Annotated in this window: 23 protein-coding genes; 5 read left to right on the plus strand and 18 right to left on the minus strand. The window is 28.2% G+C overall.

Features of this window, described 5'->3' with window-relative positions; translation table 11 throughout:
• Window positions 1-2: 2 nt before the first annotated feature.
• Genes aroA through pheS form a run of 3 tightly spaced genes read right to left on the minus strand, consistent with a single transcriptional unit; the run spans window position 3 to window position 4,599 of the window.
• Window positions 3-1,277, minus strand: a complete 1,275-nt coding sequence (gene aroA, locus AMRN_RS01850) for a 3-phosphoshikimate 1-carboxyvinyltransferase (protein ID WP_099311932.1) — start codon at window positions 1,275-1,277, stop codon at window positions 3-5.
• Between the two features lie 11 nt (window positions 1,278-1,288).
• Window positions 1,289-3,610: a phenylalanine--tRNA ligase subunit beta gene (gene pheT, locus AMRN_RS01855; RefSeq protein WP_099311934.1), complete on the minus strand. Its 2,322-nt coding sequence runs from the start codon at window positions 3,608-3,610 to the stop codon at window positions 1,289-1,291.
• Window positions 3,607-4,599 carry a phenylalanine--tRNA ligase subunit alpha gene (pheS, locus tag AMRN_RS01860; protein ID WP_099311936.1) on the minus strand — a complete coding sequence of 331 codons (993 nt, stop codon included), beginning with the start codon at window positions 4,597-4,599 and terminating at the stop codon, window positions 3,607-3,609. The genes pheT and pheS overlap by 4 nt, the downstream gene beginning before the upstream one ends.
• Window positions 4,600-4,702: 103 nt before the next feature.
• Here pheS and AMRN_RS01865 point away from each other — a divergent pair, with 103 nt between their 5' ends.
• The gene (locus tag AMRN_RS01865; protein WP_099311938.1) at window positions 4,703-5,041 is read left to right on the plus strand and encodes a histidine triad nucleotide-binding protein; all 339 of its coding nucleotides are present in this window, start codon (window positions 4,703-4,705) and stop codon (window positions 5,039-5,041) included.
• Window positions 5,042-5,046: 5 nt separating this feature from the next.
• On the opposite strand, the gene accA is transcribed toward AMRN_RS01865, so the two are convergent.
• The 3 genes from accA to acpP all read right to left on the minus strand — a co-directional run bounded on the left by accA (window position 5,047) and on the right by acpP (window position 7,658).
• Window positions 5,047-5,991, minus strand: a complete 945-nt coding sequence (gene accA / locus AMRN_RS01870) for an acetyl-CoA carboxylase carboxyl transferase subunit alpha (protein ID WP_099311940.1) — start codon at window positions 5,989-5,991, stop codon at window positions 5,047-5,049.
• A 47-nt stretch (window positions 5,992-6,038) separates the two neighbouring features.
• A complete protein-coding gene (locus AMRN_RS01875; protein WP_099311942.1) occupies window positions 6,039-7,298 on the minus strand; it encodes a beta-ketoacyl-ACP synthase II in 1,260 nt (419 codons plus the stop codon).
• A 129-nt stretch (window positions 7,299-7,427) separates the two neighbouring features.
• Complete coding sequence (acpP, locus tag AMRN_RS01880; RefSeq protein WP_079578278.1) at window positions 7,428-7,658, minus strand: acyl carrier protein; 231 nt, start codon at window positions 7,656-7,658, stop codon at window positions 7,428-7,430.
• Here acpP and AMRN_RS14390 point away from each other — a divergent pair.
• Entirely contained in the window at window positions 7,591-7,743 is a 153-nt protein-coding gene (locus tag AMRN_RS14390) for a hypothetical protein (RefSeq protein ID WP_409454861.1), read from the plus strand. The two genes, acpP and AMRN_RS14390, sit on opposite strands and share 68 nt — an antisense overlap.
• Here the strand turns inward: AMRN_RS14390 and fabG are convergent.
• Genes fabG through AMRN_RS01905 form a run of 5 tightly spaced genes read right to left on the minus strand, consistent with a single transcriptional unit; the run spans window position 7,740 to window position 11,679 of the window.
• The gene (gene fabG, locus AMRN_RS01885; protein ID WP_099311944.1) at window positions 7,740-8,483 is read right to left on the minus strand and encodes a 3-oxoacyl-ACP reductase FabG; all 744 of its coding nucleotides are present in this window, start codon (window positions 8,481-8,483) and stop codon (window positions 7,740-7,742) included. The genes AMRN_RS14390 and fabG overlap by 4 nt on opposite strands.
• A gap of 35 nt (window positions 8,484-8,518) precedes the next feature.
• Window positions 8,519-9,313, minus strand: coding sequence for a 7-carboxy-7-deazaguanine synthase QueE (locus tag AMRN_RS01890; protein ID WP_228150846.1), 795 nt, complete (start codon window positions 9,311-9,313; stop codon window positions 8,519-8,521).
• A complete protein-coding gene (locus AMRN_RS01895; protein WP_099311948.1) occupies window positions 9,264-9,797 on the minus strand; it encodes a 6-carboxytetrahydropterin synthase in 534 nt (177 codons plus the stop codon). The genes AMRN_RS01890 and AMRN_RS01895 overlap by 50 nt, the downstream gene beginning before the upstream one ends.
• Entirely contained in the window at window positions 9,797-10,468 is a 672-nt protein-coding gene (gene queC, locus AMRN_RS01900) for a 7-cyano-7-deazaguanine synthase QueC (RefSeq protein WP_099311950.1), read from the minus strand. The genes AMRN_RS01895 and queC overlap by 1 nt, the downstream gene beginning before the upstream one ends.
• Complete coding sequence (locus AMRN_RS01905; RefSeq protein ID WP_099311952.1) at window positions 10,465-11,679, minus strand: molybdopterin molybdotransferase MoeA; 1,215 nt, start codon at window positions 11,677-11,679, stop codon at window positions 10,465-10,467. The genes queC and AMRN_RS01905 overlap by 4 nt, the downstream gene beginning before the upstream one ends.
• Window positions 11,680-11,749: 70 nt before the next feature.
• Between AMRN_RS01905 and AMRN_RS01910 the strand changes: the two genes are divergently transcribed.
• Together AMRN_RS01910 and AMRN_RS01915 are read left to right on the plus strand one after the other, a co-directional pair.
• Window positions 11,750-12,154 carry a hypothetical protein gene (locus tag AMRN_RS01910; RefSeq protein WP_099311954.1) on the plus strand — a complete coding sequence of 135 codons (405 nt, stop codon included), beginning with the start codon at window positions 11,750-11,752 and terminating at the stop codon, window positions 12,152-12,154.
• Window positions 12,155-12,156: 2 nt separating this feature from the next.
• Complete coding sequence (locus tag AMRN_RS01915) at window positions 12,157-12,828, plus strand: 16S rRNA (uracil(1498)-N(3))-methyltransferase (RefSeq protein ID WP_099311956.1); 672 nt, start codon at window positions 12,157-12,159, stop codon at window positions 12,826-12,828.
• 33 nt (window positions 12,829-12,861) lie between these two features.
• On the opposite strand, the gene AMRN_RS01920 is transcribed toward AMRN_RS01915, so the two are convergent.
• From AMRN_RS01920 to AMRN_RS01950, 7 genes are all read right to left on the minus strand, one after another.
• Entirely contained in the window at window positions 12,862-13,257 is a 396-nt protein-coding gene (locus tag AMRN_RS01920; RefSeq protein ID WP_099311958.1) for a hypothetical protein, read from the minus strand.
• A 183-nt stretch (window positions 13,258-13,440) separates the two neighbouring features.
• A complete protein-coding gene (locus AMRN_RS01925; RefSeq protein WP_099311960.1) occupies window positions 13,441-14,313 on the minus strand; it encodes a c-type cytochrome in 873 nt (290 codons plus the stop codon).
• Window positions 14,313-15,560, minus strand: coding sequence for a cytochrome b (locus tag AMRN_RS01930; RefSeq protein WP_099311962.1), 1,248 nt, complete (start codon window positions 15,558-15,560; stop codon window positions 14,313-14,315). The genes AMRN_RS01925 and AMRN_RS01930 overlap by 1 nt, the downstream gene beginning before the upstream one ends.
• Before the next feature lie 11 nt (window positions 15,561-15,571).
• Window positions 15,572-16,072 (minus strand): ubiquinol-cytochrome c reductase iron-sulfur subunit N-terminal domain-containing protein, encoded by a 501-nt coding sequence (locus AMRN_RS01935; protein WP_079578267.1) that lies wholly within the window; start codon window positions 16,070-16,072, stop codon window positions 15,572-15,574.
• Window positions 16,073-16,217: 145 nt separating this feature from the next.
• Window positions 16,218-17,699 carry a threonine synthase gene (gene thrC / locus AMRN_RS01940; RefSeq protein ID WP_099311964.1) on the minus strand — a complete coding sequence of 494 codons (1,482 nt, stop codon included), beginning with the start codon at window positions 17,697-17,699 and terminating at the stop codon, window positions 16,218-16,220.
• A 9-nt stretch (window positions 17,700-17,708) separates the two neighbouring features.
• Window positions 17,709-18,611 carry an acetylglutamate kinase gene (argB, locus tag AMRN_RS01945; protein ID WP_099311965.1) on the minus strand — a complete coding sequence of 301 codons (903 nt, stop codon included), beginning with the start codon at window positions 18,609-18,611 and terminating at the stop codon, window positions 17,709-17,711.
• Window positions 18,612-18,692: 81 nt separating this feature from the next.
• Window positions 18,693-20,516 carry a GGDEF domain-containing protein gene (locus AMRN_RS01950; RefSeq protein WP_133116775.1) on the minus strand — a complete coding sequence of 608 codons (1,824 nt, stop codon included), beginning with the start codon at window positions 20,514-20,516 and terminating at the stop codon, window positions 18,693-18,695.
• 111 nt (window positions 20,517-20,627) lie between these two features.
• Here AMRN_RS01950 and AMRN_RS01955 point away from each other — a divergent pair, with 111 nt between their 5' ends.
• On the plus strand, window positions 20,628-23,375 hold the full coding sequence (locus tag AMRN_RS01955) for a RecB-like helicase (protein WP_099311969.1): 2,748 nt from the start codon (window positions 20,628-20,630) through the stop codon (window positions 23,373-23,375).

A 23,375-nucleotide genomic window follows, 5' to 3' on the forward strand; every position in this document is an offset into this window, starting at 1 on the left:
CCTTAATATAGGGTGTCAAGTATCTCTTTGAAGTTAGGAAATGATGTTTGAATACATTGTGTATCTTCAATATCCATATCACATATGGTTCCAGCAATTGCAAAACTCATAGCGATTCTATGATCCCCATATGAGTTAATTGTAGCTTTATTTATTGAACCACCAACAATTTCATAACCATCTTCAAACTCTGTATAATCAACACCACAAAGTTTTAAATTTTCTATTACAGAAGATATTCTATCACTTTCTTTAACTCTTAACTCTTTTGCATTACTTACTTTAGAATTGCCTTTTGCTAAACTCATTGCAATTGATAAAGCTGGTAATTCATCAATTAGCCAAGAGATATTTTCATTTACATCTACGCCTTTTAGTTCATTGTGTTCTACAATAATATCACCAATTGGTTCATAAATATTCTCTTTTTCAATATACTCAACTTTAGCACCCATTTTTTCAAGAATCTTGTATGCTTCAATTCTTGTAGGGTTTAAAGTTACATTTTTTATCGTAACTTTTGAGTTTGGGTTTATTGCTGCTGCAACTGCAAAGAAAAAAGCTGAAGAGGGATCAGTTGGAACTGTAATATCTAATGGTTTTAAATAATCATTTAAAGGCTTAATATTTATAAAACCTTCATTATCTAGTTTTATATTTGCACCCATGCCATTTAGCATTCGTTCTGTGTGATCTCTTGTTAATTCTTCTTCTTTGTATTTACATGTATCTTCTGCTTTTAAAGCAGCTAAAATCATAGCAGATTTTACTTGTGCAGAGTTTACGGGTGATTGGTACTTAAATGCTTTAAGTTTATTTCCTCTAATAAATAAAGGAGCTTTATTTCCATCTTCCCTTCCATCAATTTTGGCACCAATACTTCTTAATGGATTTGCAACTCTTTTCATAGGTCTTGCTCTTAAGTATTTATCACCTGTTAGAGTAAAAGCACCCTCAACACTTGCAAATAAACCGCAAAAAAGTCTTATTGCAGTTCCTGAGTTACCACAATCTAAAACATCTTCTGGCTCAGTTAATTTATTTGGTGGAGTAATTTCTATGTATGAGCCATCTTTTTTGATTTTTGCACCAAGTTGTTCTACGATACTTAATGTATTTAAAGTATCCTCAGCTGTAAGATAGTTTTTTATGTATGAAGTTTTATTTGAAAATAGTGAAAACATTGCACATCTATGAGAGATTGATTTATCACTACTTATTGTATCAATTGTAATATCAAATGATTTTCCAATTTTCTTTATGTTTAATGTTTCCACTTTTTACCTCTTTATTCTCTTAATCCAATACCTAGTTCTGTATCAAGCTTTTCTAAAATTTTATTCATTGTTGAAGTTATATCTTCTTCTTCCAATGTTTTTTCATCATTTTGTAAAATAAATCTAATAGTTAAACTTTCACTCTCTTTAAGTTTTTCATCACTATAAATATCAATTAAATTAAACTGTTTTATATTAGTATCTTCAATTGAGTTTATTACTTTTTTTATTTCTATATAAGGCATATTTTTAGGTGCAATAATACTTAAATCTTTTCTTGAAGCTTGAAATTTTGATGTTGTATGTACCTTTATTAAGTCATCTTTAATTGCATCAAAATCAATTTCTGCAATAAATGTATCTGGTAGATCAAATTCAGTTGCAATACTTGGATGAAGTTTACAAATAAATCCAACTACTTTACCATCAATTATTACATTTGCATTTTGATAAGGATGAATAAAACTATTTTTAATACTATGCATAGGTTCTAATTCAAATTTTCCAATTGAGTTTAATACTCTTTTTGAAAATTCAAAAAAATCAATATTTGCTGGTTTCCCTGCATTTGTGAAGCTTTCTTCTTCTTTTGATCCACTATGAATAAAAGAGATTTTAAAACTCTCTTCTCTATTTATATTTATTACTTTACCAATTTCAAAAAATGCAGCACTTTTAATACCTTGTTTGAAGTTATTAGAACAAGCTTCTACTAAATTTAAAAGAATCGTTGTTCTTAAAGTGTTTAATTCATTTACAATAGGATTTAATACATCTAGTTCTTCTTTTACAACATCAAAACCATATTTTTTCAAGTTTTCTTTATTTGAAAAAACATAAGTTAAAGTTTCATAAAAACCATTTTCAATAGCTTTTCTTCTTATTTTATTTTTTTTGATTAAATTTGCTGATGTTTTATTAAATCTATTTACTTCATCAATTGCTAAAGGTTTTGCTTTAATGTTGTCAATTCCTACAATTCTTACAATCTCTTCTGTAACATCAGCCATATTTTTAATATCATGTCTGTGTAAAGGAATTTGAATAGAAAATACATTGTTCAAGCCTTCTTTTACTTCAAATCCAAGTGCATTTAAAATATTTTCAATTTGTGCTTTTGGTATATCTTGACCAATTATTGAGTTTATTTTATCTATATTGATATCTAAATATTTTTTTTCTATATCTTCTACAAAAGCTTCTGCTCCATTGTATATTTTTGCACCATATTTTGATATAAAAGTTGTAAAACAATCAATCCCTTGTTTAATATCAGGTTCACTTCCTCTTGAAGTTCTATAATAAATATCTCCAGTTTTTTTCTTTGTCTCAAAAACTCTTTTAGATAATTTTTCTGGATTAATATATGAAGCTTCAACAATAAATATATTGTCTTGAACTTTTGTTTTTTTATGTTCAATACTAATTGTACTTAAATGTTCTTTTCCATATATATTATCAAAACCATCTTTGTCTTTTTTTACATGTAATACTGACAAGCCATCATCTGTATCAGCATCTTCATTTGCATATGAATTTAAAATTACACCGTGTGAGTGAATCGAATAAGATATTGCATCATTTATATCATTTTCTTCAAACTTATCAATTTCTCCAACTCTTATTTTATATAAAACAGGAAGTTTAAAATCAGTAAAATCAATTGCTTTAAATAGTAATGAACTTTCAATGCTACTTTCACATTCAACTTCTAAAAATTGACCAATTCCAAGCTCATTATTATCAAGATTTTTCTCTTTTTCGATAATTGGGATATTATAAAAAGCACTTAATTCTCTTGCAATACCATTTATACTTAAACAGTCACCTCTATTTGCAGTTAGTTCAATTTCAATAATATCATCATTTAATAAAGGATATTCATTTAACTCTTTCCCAATTTTTAGTTTTCCAATTGAGTTATCAAGTTCTAAAATTCCATCATTTAGTTTTGCTAATCCTAATTCAGTTGAAGAACAAATCATTCCATTTGATTCAACACCTCTTAGTTTTGCTTTTTTTATTTTAAAATTATCATTTAATTTACAACCAACTTTAGCAACAGGTACATATTGCCCTGCATCAACATTTTTTGCCCCACATACAATTTGTACAGTCTCATCTCCAACATCTACTTGACAAATATTTAACTTATCTGCATCTGGATGTTTTTCTTTTTCTAAAACTTTTCCTACTACAACTTTAGAAGCAATTCTTACTTCTTTTACACTATCAACTTCAAGTCCAATTGAGTTTAGTGTTTTGCAAATATCATCAGTAGAAATTTTTGATATATCAATAAACTCTTCTAACCATTTTCTTGTAACTATCATCTAAACTGTCCTAATAATTTTAAATCACTTTCAAATAGAGATCTTAAATCTCCAATATTGTGTATAAGCATCGCAAATCTTTCAACGCCTAAACCAAAAGCATATCCTGAAACATTTTCATATCCCACAGCTTTAAATACATTAGGGTCAACAACACCACAACCTAAAACTTCAAGCCATCCTGTATGTGAACATACTCTACATCCATCACCTTTACAAAATACACATGAAATATCAACTTCTGCACTTGGTTCTGTAAAAGGGAAGAAAGATGGTCTAAATCTAACTTCAACATCACCAAACATATGTTGTAAAAACTCAACAAGAACATGTTTTAAATTTGCAAATGATACTTTATCTGCACTATCAACTACAAGTCCTTCTACTTGGTGAAACATTGGAGTATGTGTTAAATCAAAATCTCTTCTAAAAACAGTACCCGGAGCTATCATTCTAATTGGTGGCTTTTGTGATAGCATTGTTCTTATTTGCACAGGAGAAGTGTGTGTTCTTAATACTGTAAAGTCTTTATTGTAAAAAGTATCTTGCATATCTCTTGCAGGGTGATATTTTGGAAGGTTCAATGCTTCAAAGTTGTGAAAATCATCTTCAACTAAAGGTCCTTCTTCTACTGCAAAGTTTAGATTTTGGAAATAAGTTATTATTCTATCCATTGTATCAATTACTGGATGAATTGAAGCACATGATAACTCATTATTAAATCTAGTAACATCAATTTTTTCATTTTCTAATTTTTTATTTAAAGCCTCTTTTTCAAGTACTTCTTTTTTTGTATCTATTGCTTCATTTATTGCAATTTTTTGCTCATTTAAATTTTGAGCAAAAGCTTTTTTCTCTTCATTTGGTATAGTTTTAAGTTTTGCAAATTCTTTTGTTAAAACACCTTTTTTTCCAAGTGTTTCAACTCTTAAAGATTCTAATTCTTCAAGTGAATTGGCATTATTTATTTTTTCAATCCATACTTTCACTTAACTTTCTCCTGTTCAATAGTTCTTTCTAAAGTTAGGGATTATACTTAATAATTTATTAGAGTTTGGTTATAATAATTCCATAAAAATAAAAGGAAGAAATATGTGTTTATTTTGTAAAATTATAGATGGTGAGATACCAAATAAAACTGTTCATGAAAATGAAGAGTTTTTATGTTTTCATGATATAAATCCTGCGGCTAAAATTCATGTGCTTATTATTCCTAAAAAGCATTATGACTCTTTTGATGTAATCAAGCCAGAACTTATGGCAAATATGACAAAATTTATTCATGAAGTTGCTGATAAATTAGGTGTAAGAGAGAATGGTTATAGATTAATAACAAATATAAAAGAGCATGGTGGACAAGAAGTAAATCACTTACATATGCATTTATTAGCAGGAGAGTATGTTGGTAGACTAGTGGGAGCTAAAAAGTAGTTTTACTACTTTTTGCTGTCTTCAAACTTACCAAGATTCATAAGTTTTTCATATCTTTTTTCAAGTCTTTGAGCAGTAGTTTGAGATTTTAATTCTTCTAAAGTATTTAAAAAATAATCTCCAAGTGCTTGAATAGCTTGTTCTTTTTGTCTATGTGCCCCAATTAGTGGTTCATTTATAACATCATCAATTAATTCTAATTCTTTTAATGATTCAGCTGTTATTTTAAGTGAATTTGCTGCTGTTTCTGCTTGTGCTGGGTCATTCCATAAAATAGCAGCACAGCCCTCAGGCGAAATTACTGCATAAACAGAATATCTCATCATTGCTAGCTTATCTGCAACTGAAATAGCAAGTGCTCCACCTGAACCACCCTCACCAATTACAACTGAAATAGTTTGGGTTTTTAAATTAGAAAATTCATATAAGTTTCTAGCGATTGCTTCACTTTGGTTTCTCTCTTCTGCTCCAATTCCAGGATATGCACCTGGAGTATCAACTAGCATAAGAATTGGAATATTGAATTTTTCAGCCATTCTTGCACATCTTAAAGCTTTTCTATAACCTTCAGGACTTGGCATTCCAAAGTTTCTTTTTAGTTTATTCTTTGTTCCTCGACCTTTTTGTTCACCAATAACCATTACTTTTTGTGAACCAATATATCCTAAATAACAAATTATTGCATTATCATCATTATAGTGTCTATCACCATGTAATTCATAAGCATCAGTTAATAAACCTCTTATATAATCAAGAGCATATGGCCTATCTGGATGTCTTGCAAGTTGCAGTTTTTGATAATCATTTAAGTTTTTAAATGTTTTTTCAACTTCTTTTTGAAGTTTTTTATCTAAAATCTCAACAGCATGTTCATCTGCACGACTTTTTGCAACTAAAATGTCTTCTTCAATTTGTTGTATTTTATTTTCAAAATTTAGATAAGTTGCCAAATATATTCCTTTTTTCTAGAGGGAAAGTCCCTCTATAAGAGTGTTTGTTAGTCTATAAATTTTTTGAAGATGATAGAACCATTTGTTCCACCAAAACCAAAGTTATTACTCATTACAGTAGTTAATTGAGTTTTTCTTGATTTATTAGGAACAAAATCAAGATTACATTCTTCATCTTGGTTTTCTAAGTTAATTGTTGGAGGAATTATTCCCTCTTTTAAAGCTTTAATAGCAAATATTGCTTCAATAGCACCTGCTGCACCTAAACAATGTCCAATTTGACCTTTTGTTGATGTAACAGGAGGACAATTTGAAATATCACCAAATAGATCTAAAATAGCCTTTGATTCATTTCCATCTCCCACAGGAGTTGATGTACCATGAGCATTTACATAATCAATTTTAATATCTTCACCAATAGTCTCTTTTGCCATAGCAAGTGCTGCTTTCATAGCTCTTAATGGACCATCAATAACAGGAGCAGTGATATGATTTGCATCTGCACTTTCCCCAAATCCTATAATTTCAGCATAGATTTTAGCACCTCTTGCTTTAGCAGATTCTAATGTTTCAATAACTAAAGCACCAGCACCTTCACCCATTACAAAACCATCTCTATCTTTATCAAATGGTCTTGAAGCTTTTTGAGGGTCATCATTTCTAGCACTTAATGCTTTCATTGAAGCAAATCCACCAACACCAGCACCACAAATAGCACTTTCTGCACCAACAACTAATATTTTATCAGCTCCATTAGTTGCAATTGTTTTAACTGCATCTGCAAGGGCATGTGTTGAAGCTGCACAAGCTGTAACATGAGATAAACTTGGTCCTTTTAAACCATGTTCAATTGAGATAAAACCACCAAGCATATTAACTAATGATGATGGAATAAAAAATGGTGAAATTCTTCTAGGACCTCTTGATTGACACACAACAGAGTTTTTTTCAATTGTTCCTAGTCCACCAATTCCAGATGCTGAAATAATACCAAATCTTTCAGAAATTGAATCATCAACTTTTTTATTCTCATCTGTAATGAAATTTGCATCTTTCATTGCTTCTTTTGCAGCTTTTATACCTAATTGAATAAATCTATCAGCTTTCTTTACTTCTTTTTTGTCCATTACTTCTGTTGGATCAAAGTTTTTAACTTCTGCTGCAATTTGTACAGGGTACTGTGAAGCATCAAATAGTGTTATTTTTTCAACACCACATTGACCTTCAACTACAGCTTTGAAAGATTCATCAACGTTGTTTCCTACAGAATTAATAGTACCTAAACCAGTTACAACAACTCTTTTCATTAATTATGCTCCGTTTCGTGTATTTATATTTTATTTAAAATATTCAATTTTCAATAAAAACTCAAGATTTTAAATAAAAGAGGCAAAATAAAAAGCTAGAAGTCTAGCTTTTTATTCAAAAGTTTAAAATTACGCGTGCTCTTCGATGTATTTAATAGCATCAGCAACAGTTTGGATACCTTCTGCATCTTCATCAGGGATTTCGATATCAAACTTTTCTTCTAAAGCCATAACTAATTCAACTACGTCTAAAGAGTCTGCTCCTAAATCCTCAATAAATTTAGAATCTTCTTTGATCTCTGCAATATCACAATCTAGTTGCTCTACTACCACTTCTTTTACATCATCTAATAATGCCATATTTTTTCCTTTTATAAAATTATCATCGTATTATAGCCAAAAAGATTTTAAAAAATCTTTTAAATATTTTTTTAGTGGAAATTAAACGTATAAACCGCCATTAACTTTTAGGATTTCTCCAGTAATATAACTTGAGTGATCACTTAGTAGAAACGCTACTGCATCAGCTATCTCACTTGCTTGACCAAATCTATTTAATGGAATATTTTTTTCATAATATTCTTTTACTTCATCTTTTAATTCATCAGTCATATCTGTTTGAATAAATCCAGGAGTTACTGCATTATATCTAATACCTCTTGCTGCTGCTTCTTTTGCGAAAGATTTTGTCATTGCATTTAAGCCACCTTTAGAAGCTGAATAATTTGTTTGTCCAGGGTTTCCCATTTCTCCCACAATTGAAGAAATATTTACAATAGAACCAAATCTTTTTTTACCCATAACTTTTAAAGCACTCTTACAACCAATGAATGCAGAAGTTAAATTGGCATTAATTACATCATTAAAATCATCAACTGACATTCTTAAAGCAAGTTTATCTTTTGTAATACCTGCATTATTTACTAAATATGATAATTCTGCATCAGCATCAATAATTGTTTTAACAGCTGCATTAAACTCTTCTTCAATTGTTACATCAGCTTTAATAATAGCAGCACATCCACCATCTGCTTCAATCTCTTCTTTTATTTTTTCAGCAGCAGTAGCACCACTTCTATAATTAATCCACACTTTAAGTCCATATGTTGCTAATGTTTTAGCAATTTGTGCACCTATACCTCTACTAGCGCCTGTAACTAGTACATTTTTTCCACTAAATTTCATCTTTATCCTTTCTTTTTATTAAATTATTTTTTAAATTAAACTCCACGTTTATTATCCCAAACTCTTATGTGTAATCTATCACAATATTTAAAACCATTTTCTAAAGCAAGATTAATAACTGCTTCACTATTTTTATTCATTTCTTGTGTATTATCACCCATAGGCATAAGATAAGTTTCAACATTTGGTAGTTGTTTTAAAATATCTTGAATTTCATTATTTGCTTGAGTTAAAAAATCTTTATTTACTACAAACTTCAAATATTTGTCTTTACACTTATTAATAATAGATGTAAGTGTTTTTATATTAACTCTTTTTTTCAAAGGTTCTAAGGAATTACTTAATTTTACACTCATAGAAAAAAGTATATCTTCTTGATACTTTTCTGTAATATCTATATTTAAAGATGCATTTGTTTCAATAGTTACTTTATAATCATTTGTTATATAATATTTTAAAAGTTTTTGAAACTCTTTGTTTTTCCAGTAAAGTAGGGGTTCTCCACCTGTTATTACAATATCACATTTATATGAGGGAAGAATTTTATTTACTTCTTCAATCAAATCATTTGCATTTGAAAATGTATGCCATTGATCTTTAAAAGCTGGATCAACTGCATAATAAGAGTCACATGCACATTTTTTTATGCCACTTGGTGTTTCATACTCTACTGCAAAGCCCTCACATTTGAAGTTGCATTTACCAAAACGTATAAAAACAGAAGCTGTTCCTACTCGTTTACCTTCACCTTGTATTGTAGGACCAAATATTTCATTTACTTCAAGCATAAAACGTACTCTTACTTTTTGGAGTTTCCAAAAATTCAACATGGGATACTTTTATACCTAAGTTATTCATTTTTTCTTGAACAATTTCTAAAAACCATGCTGATAAATTTTCACTTGTTGGTACAAAGTCAACTAAAACATAGCCCTCATAAAGTTCAATTATATGATTTTCTTCATCTTGAAGCTTTGATAAATCTACTAAATAATATCCCTCATTAAATTTTATTAAGTTTTTTTTATTTACTTTAGGAAGTAAAGTTTCAAATAATGGATCATTTATATCTAAAATAAATTTATGATCTAAAACATCATCAATAAAAGATTTAAACCAATTTAAGTGCTTAAAATCAGTTACCATACCATCTTTGAGTTTTTTAGCTTCTAGATATACTAATATTTTTCCTTGATGACCATGTAGATGTCTACATTTTAAGCATCCATCTAAAGAAAAATCAGTATTTAAAGTTTGTGACCAAACTCTATGCCCATAACAAAAATCAAACTCTTTTGATATTTTCCAATGCATTATTTTACCTTATAAGGAATTTTATCTTCACTATTTGCTTTTTTAAACCCATTTAATCTTAATCTACAACTATCACAAACTCCACATGCCTCTTCTTCTTCTTTATAACAAGACCAAGTAAGATTTAAAGGAACATTTAATTCAAGTGCTTTTAATACAATTTCATTTTTCATTAGATGAACTAGTGGTGTTTTTATTTCAAGTTTTGTATCTTCTTTTGTACCTGTATTAATTGTATTCGTGATTGATTTAATAAAATCATCTGTACAATCTGGATATCCAGAACTATCTTCTTCTACAACTCCTATATACAATGCACTTGCATTCTCTTTTTCTGCAATTGCTGTTGCAATTGATAGAAAAATACCATTTCTAAATGGAACATATGTAATAGGAACACCAGCTTCAACACCACCAACTGGTACATCAATATTTTTATCAGTTAATGCACTAGCTCCAATTTGAGTGAAAAATGGTATATCAATTTCGTATTTTTCTTCAATTTTTAAGTCATTGCATATATCTCTAAATGCTTTTAGCTCTCTATCTTGTGTCCTTTGTCCATAATTAAAATGAACTGCAATAATTTCATAGCCTTCATTTTTTGCAATATAAGATGCTAATGTAGAGTCCATTCCTCCACTTAATATACAAACTGCTCTTTTTTTCATTTTGTTATAAAATCCTTTTTTATATCCGTAAAGAATTTCCAATTAATTGGTAAAATTTTAACTTCATCATTTTCTAAAAGTTCATCATTGTTTTCATCTACTACTATCATGCTATTAGCATTTGAAAGTACATTTACCATTCCAGGAGCTCTTTTTTTTGAAGGTGTAAAATACTCTCCATCAAAATCACCAGGAATTACAGTAGTTCTTTTTTTATTTTTAAGTGGCTCTGACATTTTGCCAATTATATAATTGTGAAAAATGTTTCTAGAACCTCTTAATTTTTGTACAATTAATTTTCCAAAAACTTCAAAAATAAGTGCAGAAGCTAAAGGATTTCCAGGAAGATTTAAAATATATGTATCTTTTATTTTTCCAAATATAGTTGGTTTTCCAGGTTTTATGTAAATACCATCAATTATAGTTTTAAAATCAAGTGTGTTAAAAGCTTCTTTTGTAAAATCCGCATCCCCAACACTTACTCCTCCTGATGTTATAATCAAATCAGCTTCTAGTGAGTTTTCAATAAGTTCTTTTATTGATTCAACACTATCTTTTGCTTGTCCCATAAAAGTAACTTCACAACCAAGTTCAATTGCTCTTGCTAGAAATGTTGGAGTATTTGAGTTGTAAATTTGATAATCTTCAATTTTTTCATAATGAAGTTTTAACTCTTCTCCTGAAGCAAAAACAGCAATTTTAGGTTTTTTATATACTTTTATATGTGATATTCCTTGAGAAGAAAGTAGGGTGATTTTTGCAAAATTTAATCTAGAACCTTTTTTTATTAGATGTTCATGTAAGTCAATATCTTCACCAACATATCTTATGTGTTGAAACTCTTTTACGTTTTTTGTTATTTCTATTTTGTTGTTTTTCTCTTTTGTCTCTTCTTTTGGTATTATTGCGGTTGTATTTTTAGGAACTCTAGCCCCTGTCATTATTTTCACACAAGTATTAGGTTTAAGTTCTGTATCTTTATTGTCACCTGCAAAAATAGTATCTATAATTTCAAGTTCATTATTTTTATCTTCATATCTAATAGCATAGCCATCCATAGCAGAATTATCAAATTTTGGAAGAGCGTATTGTGCAAAGATATCATCTGTACAAACTCTATTGATACTTTTTTCTATGGGTATAATTTCATAATTTAAATTTATTTGTAAATTTTCTATAATACTTAGTGCTTCTTTAACGTTTAAAGCCATTTTTTTCCTTTACTAATACCTTATGACAAGTTTGCTATAATACCAAAATTTTTTAAAAGTGAGATAAACAATGGAAATTATGCAAGAAGCAATAACAACACATGTATATGCAATCTTTTTTTTCTTAGCTATTATACTTTTTAACTTTTACAGTTTGATTTTTGTTAAAGATTTTATAAAATTAGCAAAAAGATTAAAACTTACAACACCTGTGTATCACTTAAGTAATGCAGTAATTATGTACACAGGAGCAATTGTTTCTGCATATGCACGTAGTTTTAGTTTTACTATCATTATAATGATAGCAGCTTCAATTTTTTTACTTGTAATTGAAATAAAAAGATATAAAAAAATGAGAGTTATTAAATCAACTGATATAAAAGCTCAAGAAGAATTTATACCTTATGCAAAAAAGATTTATACTATAGAACTACTTGTTTTAGTTAGTGTATATATTATTTCAAAGGTATTTTAAGTATGCAATTTACTTATCATGAAAATGCAAAAGAGGCTGTTTTAAATATAGAGAATGATAATTTTAAACACTTAATAAAAGCAAGAAGACATAAAGTATCAGATGAAATTGCATTTAGAAATTTAAAAGATAATTATCTTTATTTTTATAAGATAGTTTCAATTGATAGAAAAAGTGCTTCTTTAAAATTAGAGTCAAAAAAAGAGTATATTGTAAAACTTGATAAACAGTTACACATTGCTTGGTGTATAGTTGATCCTAAAACTATAGAAAAAGAACTTCCATATTTAAATGAACTTGGAGTAAGTAAGATTACTTTTATTCCTTGTGATTATTCTCAAAACAACTTTAAATTAAATTTTGAGAAAATGGAAAAGATTCTTGTTAATTCTTCTCAACAGTGTGGAAGAAGTGATATTATAAAGCTTGAACTAGCAAACTGCTTAGATGATTTTATTAAAGAAAATCCAAATACTTATATGTTGAATTTTTCAAAAAATAGTGTAGATTCTAAAAAAGATGATATAAAAACAATTATAATTGGTTGTGAGGGTGGATTTTCAAATAATGAAATAGATAGGTTTGATAAAGAAAAAATTGTTGGCTTTAATACAAATTTAATATTGAAATCTCAAACTGCAATTACAGCAGTTGCAGTAAAAATACTTATTTAATGAAAAGATAAACTAAAAAGTTTATCTTTTTTATTACCAACTTCTAACTATTGAATGACATCTTGAACATGCATTTAAGATATCAGAGTATGCATTAGCTGCATTTAAATATGCTTTATCTTCTAAGTTTAGCTCTAAGATATTTATATCTAAACTAATTCTTTTAGAAGCAGTTGATGCAACATTTACCATATGTTTTTTCTCTTTTGGTAAGTACTGTCCAATTACTTTTTCATCAGAAAATAATTTATTTCCATCTTGAACAAGTTTTGAACCACTTTTAATTAATTCAATATTGTTATTTAAAAACCCTTGTTGAATTTGAGTAATTCCTTGTTCCATGATAGACATAGATTTTTGCATAACATCTTGGGCACTAGCAATCCCAAAAGCTAATGTACATGCTAATACGATTTTTCCTAACTTCATATTCGTCCCTTTAAATTTTGTTACATTTATGTTACTATTTAATCTGTTAAACAGCACTTAAGTTTTATAAAAAAAGGTAATAATTAAAAAATTGAAATAATATTTTGTAAAATTGTAGCAGTATAATAAAAAAGGCCTAGATTGTAAAACCTAGGCCTTTTTTTATTTTAGAAAGTAAATATTCTAGTGAAGATTTCTCCAAAGTTTTGCTTTCCATAACCAAGCAAAAATTGCAAATATCACTAAGTAAATTAGGAATTTTGGTCCTAATTCTTCTCTTTCAGCTTTTTTTGAATCTCCAACTTGTTCCATATAATCAATAGCTTGTTGCTCAGCTTTTTGAGTTAAACCAACTCTTGGCATTGCAGTTCCCTCTAAGTGTTTTTGAGGGTCATTGATAAATGTATGTAAGTATGATTCACCTCTACTTCTAATATATTGAGATAAATCAGGAGGAGTTTTCCCCATATATGCTTTGATATTTTCATTTGGAGTATGAGCGGCCATTGTTCCACCTTTCATATCCCCATATTTAATACCATGACATCTTTGACAAGCATCTGTAAATACTTCTTTATTTGTCATTTCTTCAGGTGCAATTGATTGTAAATAAGCAACCATATCAGCAATTTCTTGTGGTTGCATCCACTCATAACCTGGCATTGGATGAATTCTTCCATCTTTGAATTTATGTTCAACTTTTGAAGCTTTTGCAGGATTTTTTATAAATGCAGCTAAATAATCAGCATTATAAAGATTTCCAGCAGTACTTAAATCAGGTGGTACAACACCATAACTAGCAGCAGAAGTTGCATCATCCATTACAGGAGGAAAACCTTCTTTTTCAATTGAGTGACAAGCTGTACAGTTAGTTTGAACTAAAGAAGCACCATTTGTTGCATTTCCTGTTAGTCCGTTTAAACCATCTACATCTTTATACTCATAATCAGCTGGTTCTACATGTGGGTGCATTTGCGAATGAGCAAATGGCTCAACTCCCCAATAAGTAATAAGAGTAAATACTACTACAACTATTAATACTTTCAACTCTCTCATTATGCACCTCTCTTTTTAGCATCTGCTTTTGTAATAATTGGCAACAATAAAAATAAAATGATAAATATCGTAGCAGATACAAATCCTACCCATGCATTTATACCTGTTGGAGGTAATTTACCATATACAGTCAATACAATTAAATCAACCATTAAAAGCCAGAACCAAATATTAAACCCAGGTCTTTTATGAGCTGGTAATACAGCTGGATCTCTATCTAAGAATGGGAAAATAAAGAAAATAACATTTGCAAAACCAAATGCAATAAGTCCAACATCAAATGCTTTAATAGGTCCAATATCAAAGAAGAATCCTCTTAATACTTCATATGACCATAAGAAATACCACTCAGGATAAATATGTGCAGGAGTTACCATATTATCAGCAGGATCAAAGTTAACTGGATCCATTGCAAAACTATAATGGAAGAATACTAAATAAAAATAGAAAATTAAAAAGATTCCTAATACAGCTAAATCTTTTGAAATAAAGATAGGCCAGAATGGAATAACTTTTGATTCTTTTTTATTCCCACTTAAATACTTTTCAGCTTCAGCATCAAAGTCAATATCTTCTGATTCTTGATTGTTAACATGAGGAATTCTTAATGTATAAAAGTGAACTACAATAATACCCATAATAACAATAGGTAATAAGAATACATGTAACATAAAAAATCTAGTTAATGTAGCATCAGCAACGTTAAAGTCACCTCTAATCCACACAACTAATGCATCACCAATAAATGGAACACCACCAAAAAGGTTTGTAATAACCATTGCAGCCCAGTAAGACATTTGTCCCCATGGTAACATATATCCAGAGAATCCAGCAGCAGAAAATGTTACAAATAATAACATACCTGAAATCCAAATCATCTCTCTACCTTGCTTATAAGAACCATAGTAGATACCTGTTAGCATGTGAATATAGATGATTAAAAATACAACAGAAGCTGCAACACCATGCATATGTCTAAATAACCAACCATATGCAACTTCTTGCATAATTGTATAGTTTACAGAATCAAATGCTAAGTTAACATCTGGTTTGTAGTACATCATTAAAAAAATTCCTGAAATTACAAGAATACCAAATGTAGTAGCTAATAATACACCCATTGCCCATAAGAAGTTAATATCTTTTGGAATCCAATATTCAGTCATTAAAACTTTGTTTAGTGTTGTAGTGTTTAATCTTTGATCTAACCACTCACCAACAGAGTTTGCTTTTGTAAATTTTGCCATTATTTAACTCCTTACGCCATCATCGCAGCTGCGATTTCTTTGTATTCTGGTCCTTCTTCACCTAAAGTAAGTGTATTCCCAGAAACACTAAACGGAGGCAGATCAAGAGGTCTTGGAGGAGGTCCAAATGTTTGCTTCCCACTAGCATTAAACTCCCCACCATGACATGCGCATTTCCACATATCTTTTTTCCATGCTGGAATACATCCAAGGTGAGTACATAATCCAATAGCAATAGTAAATCTATCACCATTAACTACTAAGTCTCTTTTAGAATCTTCCATTTCAGCAGTCTTTTTAAGAATAAAAATCGGCTTACCTCTCCACATGATTGTACTTGGCTCACCAGCTTTACTTTTACTAAGATCAAACTCAGTAAATCCGCTAGCTAATACACTTGGAAGTGGGTCCCATGCTTTCTTCATACCAACTAAAGAAGCGGCACCTCCAACTGCAGCAACTGCAGCAAAAGTGTATCCAAGAAAATCCCGTCTATTTGTTTCGTTAGACATTTATCTTCCTTATTTTAAAATAAAATTTGTTTATTATATTGTTAATTTTCTTAAAGTGTAATGACGCAAGTCAAATTGGAACTATTTATGTAGATTTTGTGAGAAAATTACACACAAAAATTATAAGATTAAGTTATTAGAGAGCTTATGCTTCTCTAATAAATTTTACTATTTCTTTTTCGATATCTTCTTTATCTATAATTGAGTTATGAATAATTTTTGAAGAAAATAATTTTTTAATGCTTTGCGGTAATTTGGCATTGTATTTAGAAGATATTTCCTCTAAAGCATCCTTATCAGCATAAATTTCATCATCTTCTTTTAAGGCATTTAAAACTGTTGGTGAGAATTTTGTCCACTCAGCTGTTGAATATATAACAGTTTTTAGATTTTTTTCTCTAAGGTTTTCATATGCTTTTAAACAAGTAGCTGTATGAGGATCCATAAGGTACTTTTCATCAATGAATTTTTTTATTATTTCTTTCCCATAATTATCATTTGAGTTTATTGCAGAAAACTCATTTTGAAGTAAATCAAGTTCTTCTTTTGTTAATTGAAACTTCTTATTTTCATTTAAACTGTCAAATAGCTCTTTTGTTCTTTTTGCTCCAAATAAGTGATATATTACTCTTTCAATATTTGAAGATTTAAGTATATCCATAGCAGGAGATTTTGTTAGAATTAATTTTTTATTTGAAATATCATAAATTCCTGTATTAATCCACTCTGTTAATATGTTATTTTCATTTGATGCAACTAAAAGTTTTTTAATAGGAAGACCCATTTTTTTAGCATAAAAACCACCTAGTACATTTCCAAAATTTCCACTTGGCACTACTAAATAGATTTTTTCACCATAAGTTATCTCTTCTTGTCTTAATAATTCTAAGTAAGAGTGAAAATGATAAATAATTTGAAATATGATTCTTCCAAAGTTTACAGAGTTTGCTGCACTTAATTTTATTCCATCATTTTCAAGTTCTTTTTTAAATGACTCAGAAGAAAGAAGTTTTTTCAATGCATTTTGAGCATCATCAAAGTTACCTTTTATTCCAATTACTTTTTGATTATTTCCATCTTCACAAACCATTTGAAGTTTTTGTACATCAGAAGTTCCACCATCTGGATATAAACAAGCTATCTTTATATTTTCTTTATTTTTAAATGTATTAAGAGCAGCTGGACCTGTATCTCCACTTGTTGCTGCTAAAATAAGATATTTTTCATCTTTTTGTTTAGCAATTGAAGATAAAATAGAACCAAAAGGTTGTAAAGCCATATCTTTAAATGCTCTTGTTGGTCCATGATATTGTTCATGAACAAATAAATCATCTTTTACTTTTACTACAGGACAAGGATTTAAGCCATCATCAAAATTATCATATAAAGCCAATGCTTGATTTATATCTTCATCTGTAATATCTATTTCAAATGCTTTTAAGATATCAAATGCTAATTGTTTATAATCACAATCTAAATGATTTTGCAAAAAATTATCTTCAAGTTTTGGAAGCTCTTTTGGTACATATAATCCACCAAAAGATGCACTTGGGCTTAATATAGCTTCGCTAAAAGAAACCTCACTTGGTTTTATCTTATCATTTCCTCTTGTTTCAATAAAGTTCATTTTTTCCCTCTAAATTTCATTTAATAATTTTTCTATATCAATTCCATTATTAGTTCCATTTTTCCTAAGAAATTGTGTACCAATTCCATCACTTGTAAATAGTTCTAATAAAATTGAGTGTTCAACTCTTCCATCTATAATATGTGCTTTATTAACACCATTATAAATTGCATCTATGCAAGAGTCAACTTTTGGAATCATTCCACCTGCAATTGTGCCATCTTTTTTGTATTTTTCAACATCATTATTATCAAGTGAATTTAAAAGGTTACCATCTTTATCTAATACACCTTTGATATCTGTCAAAAATAATACTTTCTGAGCATTAATAGCACTTGCAACTTTGCTTGCTGCTACATCTGCATTGATATTAAAGCCAGGATGACTAGGAGTTGCACTATCAGCAATAGGAGCAATTACTGGAATAAAGCCTTCTTTTACAAGATTATTAATAAGTTGTCCATTAACTTCTGTTACAACTCCTGTATAGCCAAACTTACCATTTTCTTTTGGTTTAGCTTTTATTATTGAAGAGTCTTTACCTGAAATACCAATAGCTTTTGCGCCATGATAATTTAAAAGTGAAGTGATATTTTTATTTATATCTCCACTTAATACCATCTCTACAACTCTCATTGTTTCTTCACTAGTAACTCTATGACCATCAATAAATTCAGATTTTATATTTAATTTTTCAAGAAGTTCTGAAATTCTTGCTCCCCCACCATGAACAATTACAGGATTCATACCAACTAATTTAAGTAATACAATATCTTCTGCAAACTTTTCTTGTAAATCAGGAGAGGTTTGAGCTGAACCTCCATATTTAATTACAATAGTTTTTCCATAAAACTTTTTTATATGAGGAATTGCATCTAGTAAGACTTGAACTTTTTGATGTTTTTTTTGCATAATATTTCCTAAGATGATTTGAAAAAAAATATTATAACTAAAATATACTTAACGAAAAACGAAGCAGGAGAAGTGTTATTTCTACTGCTTTAATAATTCAGGTGTAAAGGCAACGACTTTGTCTCTTCCTGTCTCTTTTGCTTCATATAAAGCTAAATCTGAATACTTAATACAATCTTTTATATTTGTATTATCTTTTGGATATAAAGATGTTCCAATACTCATTGTTTTAGAAATTGTAGTAGTCCCAGCTGGAATTTTTTTAAGGGCAAATGCTTCTTTGATTTTTAAAGCAAGTGATTCTACTGATTTTTCATCACAATTGTATAACAATACTATAAACTCTTCTCCTCCAAATCTTATTACAATGTCAGACTCTCTTGTATTTTCTACAAGAGTTTCAGCAACAATTTTAATTGCATTATCTCCTACATCGTGTCCATATGTATCATTTACTAATTTAAAGTGATCAATATCAACCATTAAAACACCAAATTTTATATCAGCTCTTGTTGCTTGTGCAGTAATTTTACTGATAGAGTCTTCAAGATATTTTCTATTATATAATCCTGTTAATGGGTCTGTTCTTGCATTTAATTCAAGAATATTCATAAGTTTTTTACTTACTATTACCGTTTTAGCAGAATCAATATAATCTTGGATATATGGTATTATTTCTCTTATTCTTTGTGTTTCTTTTATAGAATCTGTATAAATTGAAACAATTAAATCAAGTTCATTTGAGATTGAGTAAGGGATACAAAAATAGTTTACATCATCACATTTATCACAAGATGAACAAACATTTTTAAATTGTGTTGAATCTATAATCGTATTTGTTCTATCTGCTCTACAACCAGTTTCAACAATATTACAATACAATTGTTTTTGTGTATAGACTACCTCAATTTTATTATTAACTGTATCAGATTCGAAAAAATTAAAGTTTTCAATATTTAATTTATCTTTTAATACATGGGCTAATCTTAAATAAATCTCTTCAAGTGATTCATCATATTCAATTGTTTTTCTAAATCTATATACATCAGACAATCTATCCACAGTATTTTTTACATTGATTAGATGATCTTTTTCTTCACTTAAATTATCAGATAGAAAAATAGATATTTTAGAATCTATTGCATCAAGAGTAATTTCTAACTTTTCTAATAAACCATTAATCCATGAAGCAACATCTTTTGCTTCTTTACCTTGTGCATTTTCAACTCTATGTGAATAATCACCACTTTGAGCTTTGTTCATAACCTTTTTTATTTCATCAAATAGACTTAAAAATGGTGAAATTAAAAAATTGATTAAAAAAACAATGATTAGCATTAAAACCAATGCTATTACAGCTGTATGCGTAACAGTTGTAATACCTACTTCTTTTGAATCATCAATAGACATAGTAATAGTAATAGCACCTAAGGTATCACGTTCTTTTGCATTTGTGTGACACTTCATACAATCAATTTTACCTTGACTTGTAGCAATATAAGGAATAGTAATTCTATAATGACTTTTTGAAAAGATATTTTCTGTAATAACTCTTTTTGTTTGACCTGTTTGTAATACTTCGTTATCTACTGCATCTCTTGCTATTTCATTGTTAAAACCAATACCAAACATATCAACAACATCTTTCCCTCTACTTAACCAAATTTTATCAATATTTGGTAAATCTTCCAATTGGCTCAAAAATAGTTCTCTATTTTCAATTACGCCCGTTACCATTTGAGAAGTTAAAGAGTGTTCTATTGTTTTTGCTAAAGCTTGAGCTTTTGCATCAATATTTTTCACTCCATAATCTCTGAAGTTATAGATTAAGTTTGCAATTAATAAAACAAACATAGAGAATGTTATAAAAATTACAAGGAAGATAATCTTATTTTTTGTCTGCATATTTACTCCCAAAAAAATAATAACCTTAATAATAACATTAAAACAATAAAATAAGTAAATATTAATATTAATATATGGGAAAATTTAAGAATTCTTTTGTACTATAAATTTATGAAACAATATTTAGCATTAAAAGCAAGTGCAGGAAGTGGAAAAACTTTTGCCTTGACAGTAAGATATATAACACTTTTATTAAATGGTGCAAATCCAAGTGAAATTTTGACTTTAACCTTTACAAATAAAGCTGCAAATGAGATGAGCGAGAGAATCTATAAAACCTTGCAAACATTAGGTGATGATGAAGCTTATTTAAATGCTATTGCAGTTCAATCAAATCTTTCAAAAGAAGAAATCTTAGGGAAGAAGCATCTTTTAGTTAAAAAGTTTGTAAATGCAACTCTATCTATTTTTACAATTGATAAATTTGTAAATAAAATATTAAGAGAGTTTTGTGGATATATAGGAATTAGTGATGACTTTGATATTAAACAAGATGATATTGAAACATTAAGTTATAAATTTTTACAATCTTTAGAACTTAATAGTTTTGATAAATTAATAGAGTTTTCTTGGTATGAGAATAAAAAGTTTAACTCTTTATTTGATCTTTTTAAGCTTCTTTTGGAAAAAAACGAAGATATTGATGTAGTCTGTATTGATGCAAAGTTGATTCCTTTACAAAAAAAACAAGCCATGGTTCATGCCATGAAAATAAAAGAGTTTGTTTTAAATTGTGATATAGCTTCAAATGCTGCTAAAAAGGCAGTAGATTATGAAACTTTTGATGAACTTCTTACAAAAAATTGGTTTTTAAAAGAGAGTGCAAAGGATTATAACTATTTTAAGAAATTTACAACAGATGTTTTAGAGGCACATTTTAGTGCATTAAAAAAAGAGTTAGTAAACTATTATAAGCTTCGTTCTGCATATTCTCTTAGTAAACTTTTTGAACTTTTTCATGAGTTTAAAGAGTTTAAATTCTCATTTAATAAAGCGAAAAACTATTTAGAATTTAATGATATTTCAAATATAGTTTATGAACTTTTATCAACAAAAATAGATAAAGAGTTTTTATATTTTAGATTAGACTCAAAGTTTTCACATATATTAATTGATGAGTTTCAAGATACTTCTTTGTTACAGTATAAGATTTTAAAACCATTAATTGATGAGATATTATCAGGTAGTAATGAAAAGCTTAAATCCTTTTTTTATGTGGGAGATACAAAACAATCAATTTATAGATTCAGAGGTGGAAAAAGAGAATTATTTGATTATGTTGCAAAAACAAATCCTTTAATTGAAGTAGAAGTTTTAAATAAAAACTTTAGATCATGTGAAAATATTGTAAATTATGTAAATTCACTTTTTAAACCTTTAGCAAACTATGAATATTATGATCAATTATCAATAAATAAAGATGGATATGTAGAAGTTTTTGAAGATGAGGCTTTAGATGAAGATGAAGAGAAATTTAAAAATCTTGCTTCAAAAATTGCTTCTTTAATGCAAAAAGGTGTAAATAGTAATGATATAGCAATTTTAACTTATACTAACTCTGATGTATTAGCATTGTATTCATATTTAAGTGAAAAATTTCCAAGTCTAAAAATCTCAACAGAAATGACTTCAAAATTGATAAATCAAGAGAATGTAAAAGCTGTTATTAATATGATTAAATATTTCTATTTTAAAGAAGATATTTATAAAGAGAATGTAAATGCACTAATTGGAAAAGCCCCACTTAATGATTTGAATATAAAAGTTGATTTATATAAAAACAATTTACAAGAAGTTATTAAAACTATTGCAACAACTTTAAAAATAATGGATGACAATGTTATTAAACTATTGGAAGAAGTAGGGGCATATGAAACAGTAGTTGATTTTGTATATGAAATTGACAAGTTAGAAGCTTCTATTTTAAATAGCGAACAAACAGGGCTTCAAATACTTACTATTTTTAAATCAAAAGGTTTAGAGTTTCAAACAGTATTTTTACTTGATAGAATTAAGAAAAAAAATGCAGATAGAAGTTCTCTTCTTTTTGAGTATGATGATGTATTTTTAAAAAATATATATTATAAAATTAAGAATTTAGAGTATTATAATGATACTTATAAAAAAGCATTAGAAAAAGAGAAAGCTTTATCTTTTGATGATGAATTAAATATTTTATATGTTGCACTAACAAGAGCAAAACAAAATCTTATAATATTTAAAAAACAAAAGAGTTCAGTTTTTGATATTTTAAGTATTAAGCCTTTAACAATAGGAGATGTTCTTTTAAGTACTAAAAAATCAAAAAATTATGAAAAAGTCAAAAAAGTAGAATATACTCCTTTAGTTTTAGGAACTCAAGATAATATAATAAAAAAAGAGGATGAAGAAGCTGATTATTCTAACTCTTTATATAATAGGTATTTTGGTTTGGCAACTCATTATTGTTTGGAGATGTTAGGTGATTTTACAAAACAGAGTTTAAAAAAAGCAATATCTCTAGCACTGTTTAAATACTCAAATTATTTAAGTAAAGAAGACTTTACAAAAATTGAAAATAGAATTTCTCTTATGATTGAAAATGAGAAATTTCAAAGTCTTATAAAAGATGCAAATTTTACAAGTGAACAATCAATAATTTATAATGGTGAAATTAAAATAATAGATTTACTTTTGCAAAAAGATAAAAAATATTATATTTTAGATTATAAAACTACAAAAGAAGAGCTTTTGGAGCACAAAACTCAAGTTAATACATATGTTGAAGCTATAAAAGATATTGTAAAAAGTGATGAGGTTGAGGGTTATTTGTTGTATTTAAAGCCAAATGAGTTTGTCATAAGAAATATCAAAGAGTAA

Origin of the sequence: Malaciobacter marinus (assembly GCF_003544855.1) — a bacterium.
GTDB lineage: Bacteria > Campylobacterota > Campylobacteria > Campylobacterales > Arcobacteraceae > Malaciobacter > Malaciobacter marinus.

What these genes read in the sequence shown, in the direction of transcription:
- AMRN_RS01905 (WP_099311952.1), bottom strand. Translation starts at nt 11,679, where the DNA reads ATGGCTTTAAACGTTAAAGAAGCACTAAGTATTATAGAAAATTTACAA.
- AMRN_RS01890 (WP_228150846.1), bottom strand. Translation starts at nt 9,313, where the DNA reads ATGTTGAATTTTTGGAAACTCCAAAAAGTAAGAGTACGTTTTATGCTT.
- AMRN_RS01865 (WP_099311938.1), top strand. Translation starts at nt 4,703, where the DNA reads ATGTGTTTATTTTGTAAAATTATAGATGGTGAGATACCAAATAAAACT.
- fabG (WP_099311944.1), bottom strand. Translation starts at nt 8,483, where the DNA reads ATGAAATTTAGTGGAAAAAATGTACTAGTTACAGGCGCTAGTAGAGGT.
- AMRN_RS01935 (WP_079578267.1), bottom strand. Translation starts at nt 16,072, where the DNA reads ATGTCTAACGAAACAAATAGACGGGATTTTCTTGGATACACTTTTGCT.
- AMRN_RS01910 (WP_099311954.1), top strand. Translation starts at nt 11,750, where the DNA reads ATGGAAATTATGCAAGAAGCAATAACAACACATGTATATGCAATCTTT.
- acpP (WP_079578278.1), bottom strand. Translation starts at nt 7,658, where the DNA reads ATGGCATTATTAGATGATGTAAAAGAAGTGGTAGTAGAGCAACTAGAT.
- thrC (WP_099311964.1), bottom strand. Translation starts at nt 17,699, where the DNA reads ATGAACTTTATTGAAACAAGAGGAAATGATAAGATAAAACCAAGTGAG.
- argB (WP_099311965.1), bottom strand. Translation starts at nt 18,611, where the DNA reads ATGCAAAAAAAACATCAAAAAGTTCAAGTCTTACTAGATGCAATTCCT.
- AMRN_RS01930 (WP_099311962.1), bottom strand. Translation starts at nt 15,560, where the DNA reads ATGGCAAAATTTACAAAAGCAAACTCTGTTGGTGAGTGGTTAGATCAA.
- AMRN_RS01920 (WP_099311958.1), bottom strand. Translation starts at nt 13,257, where the DNA reads ATGAAGTTAGGAAAAATCGTATTAGCATGTACATTAGCTTTTGGGATT.
- AMRN_RS01925 (WP_099311960.1), bottom strand. Translation starts at nt 14,313, where the DNA reads ATGAGAGAGTTGAAAGTATTAATAGTTGTAGTAGTATTTACTCTTATT.
- AMRN_RS01875 (WP_099311942.1), bottom strand. Translation starts at nt 7,298, where the DNA reads ATGAAAAGAGTTGTTGTAACTGGTTTAGGTACTATTAATTCTGTAGGA.
- queC (WP_099311950.1), bottom strand. Translation starts at nt 10,468, where the DNA reads ATGAAAAAAAGAGCAGTTTGTATATTAAGTGGAGGAATGGACTCTACA.
- AMRN_RS01915 (WP_099311956.1), top strand. Translation starts at nt 12,157, where the DNA reads ATGCAATTTACTTATCATGAAAATGCAAAAGAGGCTGTTTTAAATATA.
- AMRN_RS01950 (WP_133116775.1), bottom strand. Translation starts at nt 20,516, where the DNA reads ATGCAGACAAAAAATAAGATTATCTTCCTTGTAATTTTTATAACATTC.
- AMRN_RS01955 (WP_099311969.1), top strand. Translation starts at nt 20,628, where the DNA reads ATGAAACAATATTTAGCATTAAAAGCAAGTGCAGGAAGTGGAAAAACT.
- AMRN_RS01895 (WP_099311948.1), bottom strand. Translation starts at nt 9,797, where the DNA reads ATGCATTGGAAAATATCAAAAGAGTTTGATTTTTGTTATGGGCATAGA.
- pheT (WP_099311934.1), bottom strand. Translation starts at nt 3,610, where the DNA reads ATGATAGTTACAAGAAAATGGTTAGAAGAGTTTATTGATATATCAAAA.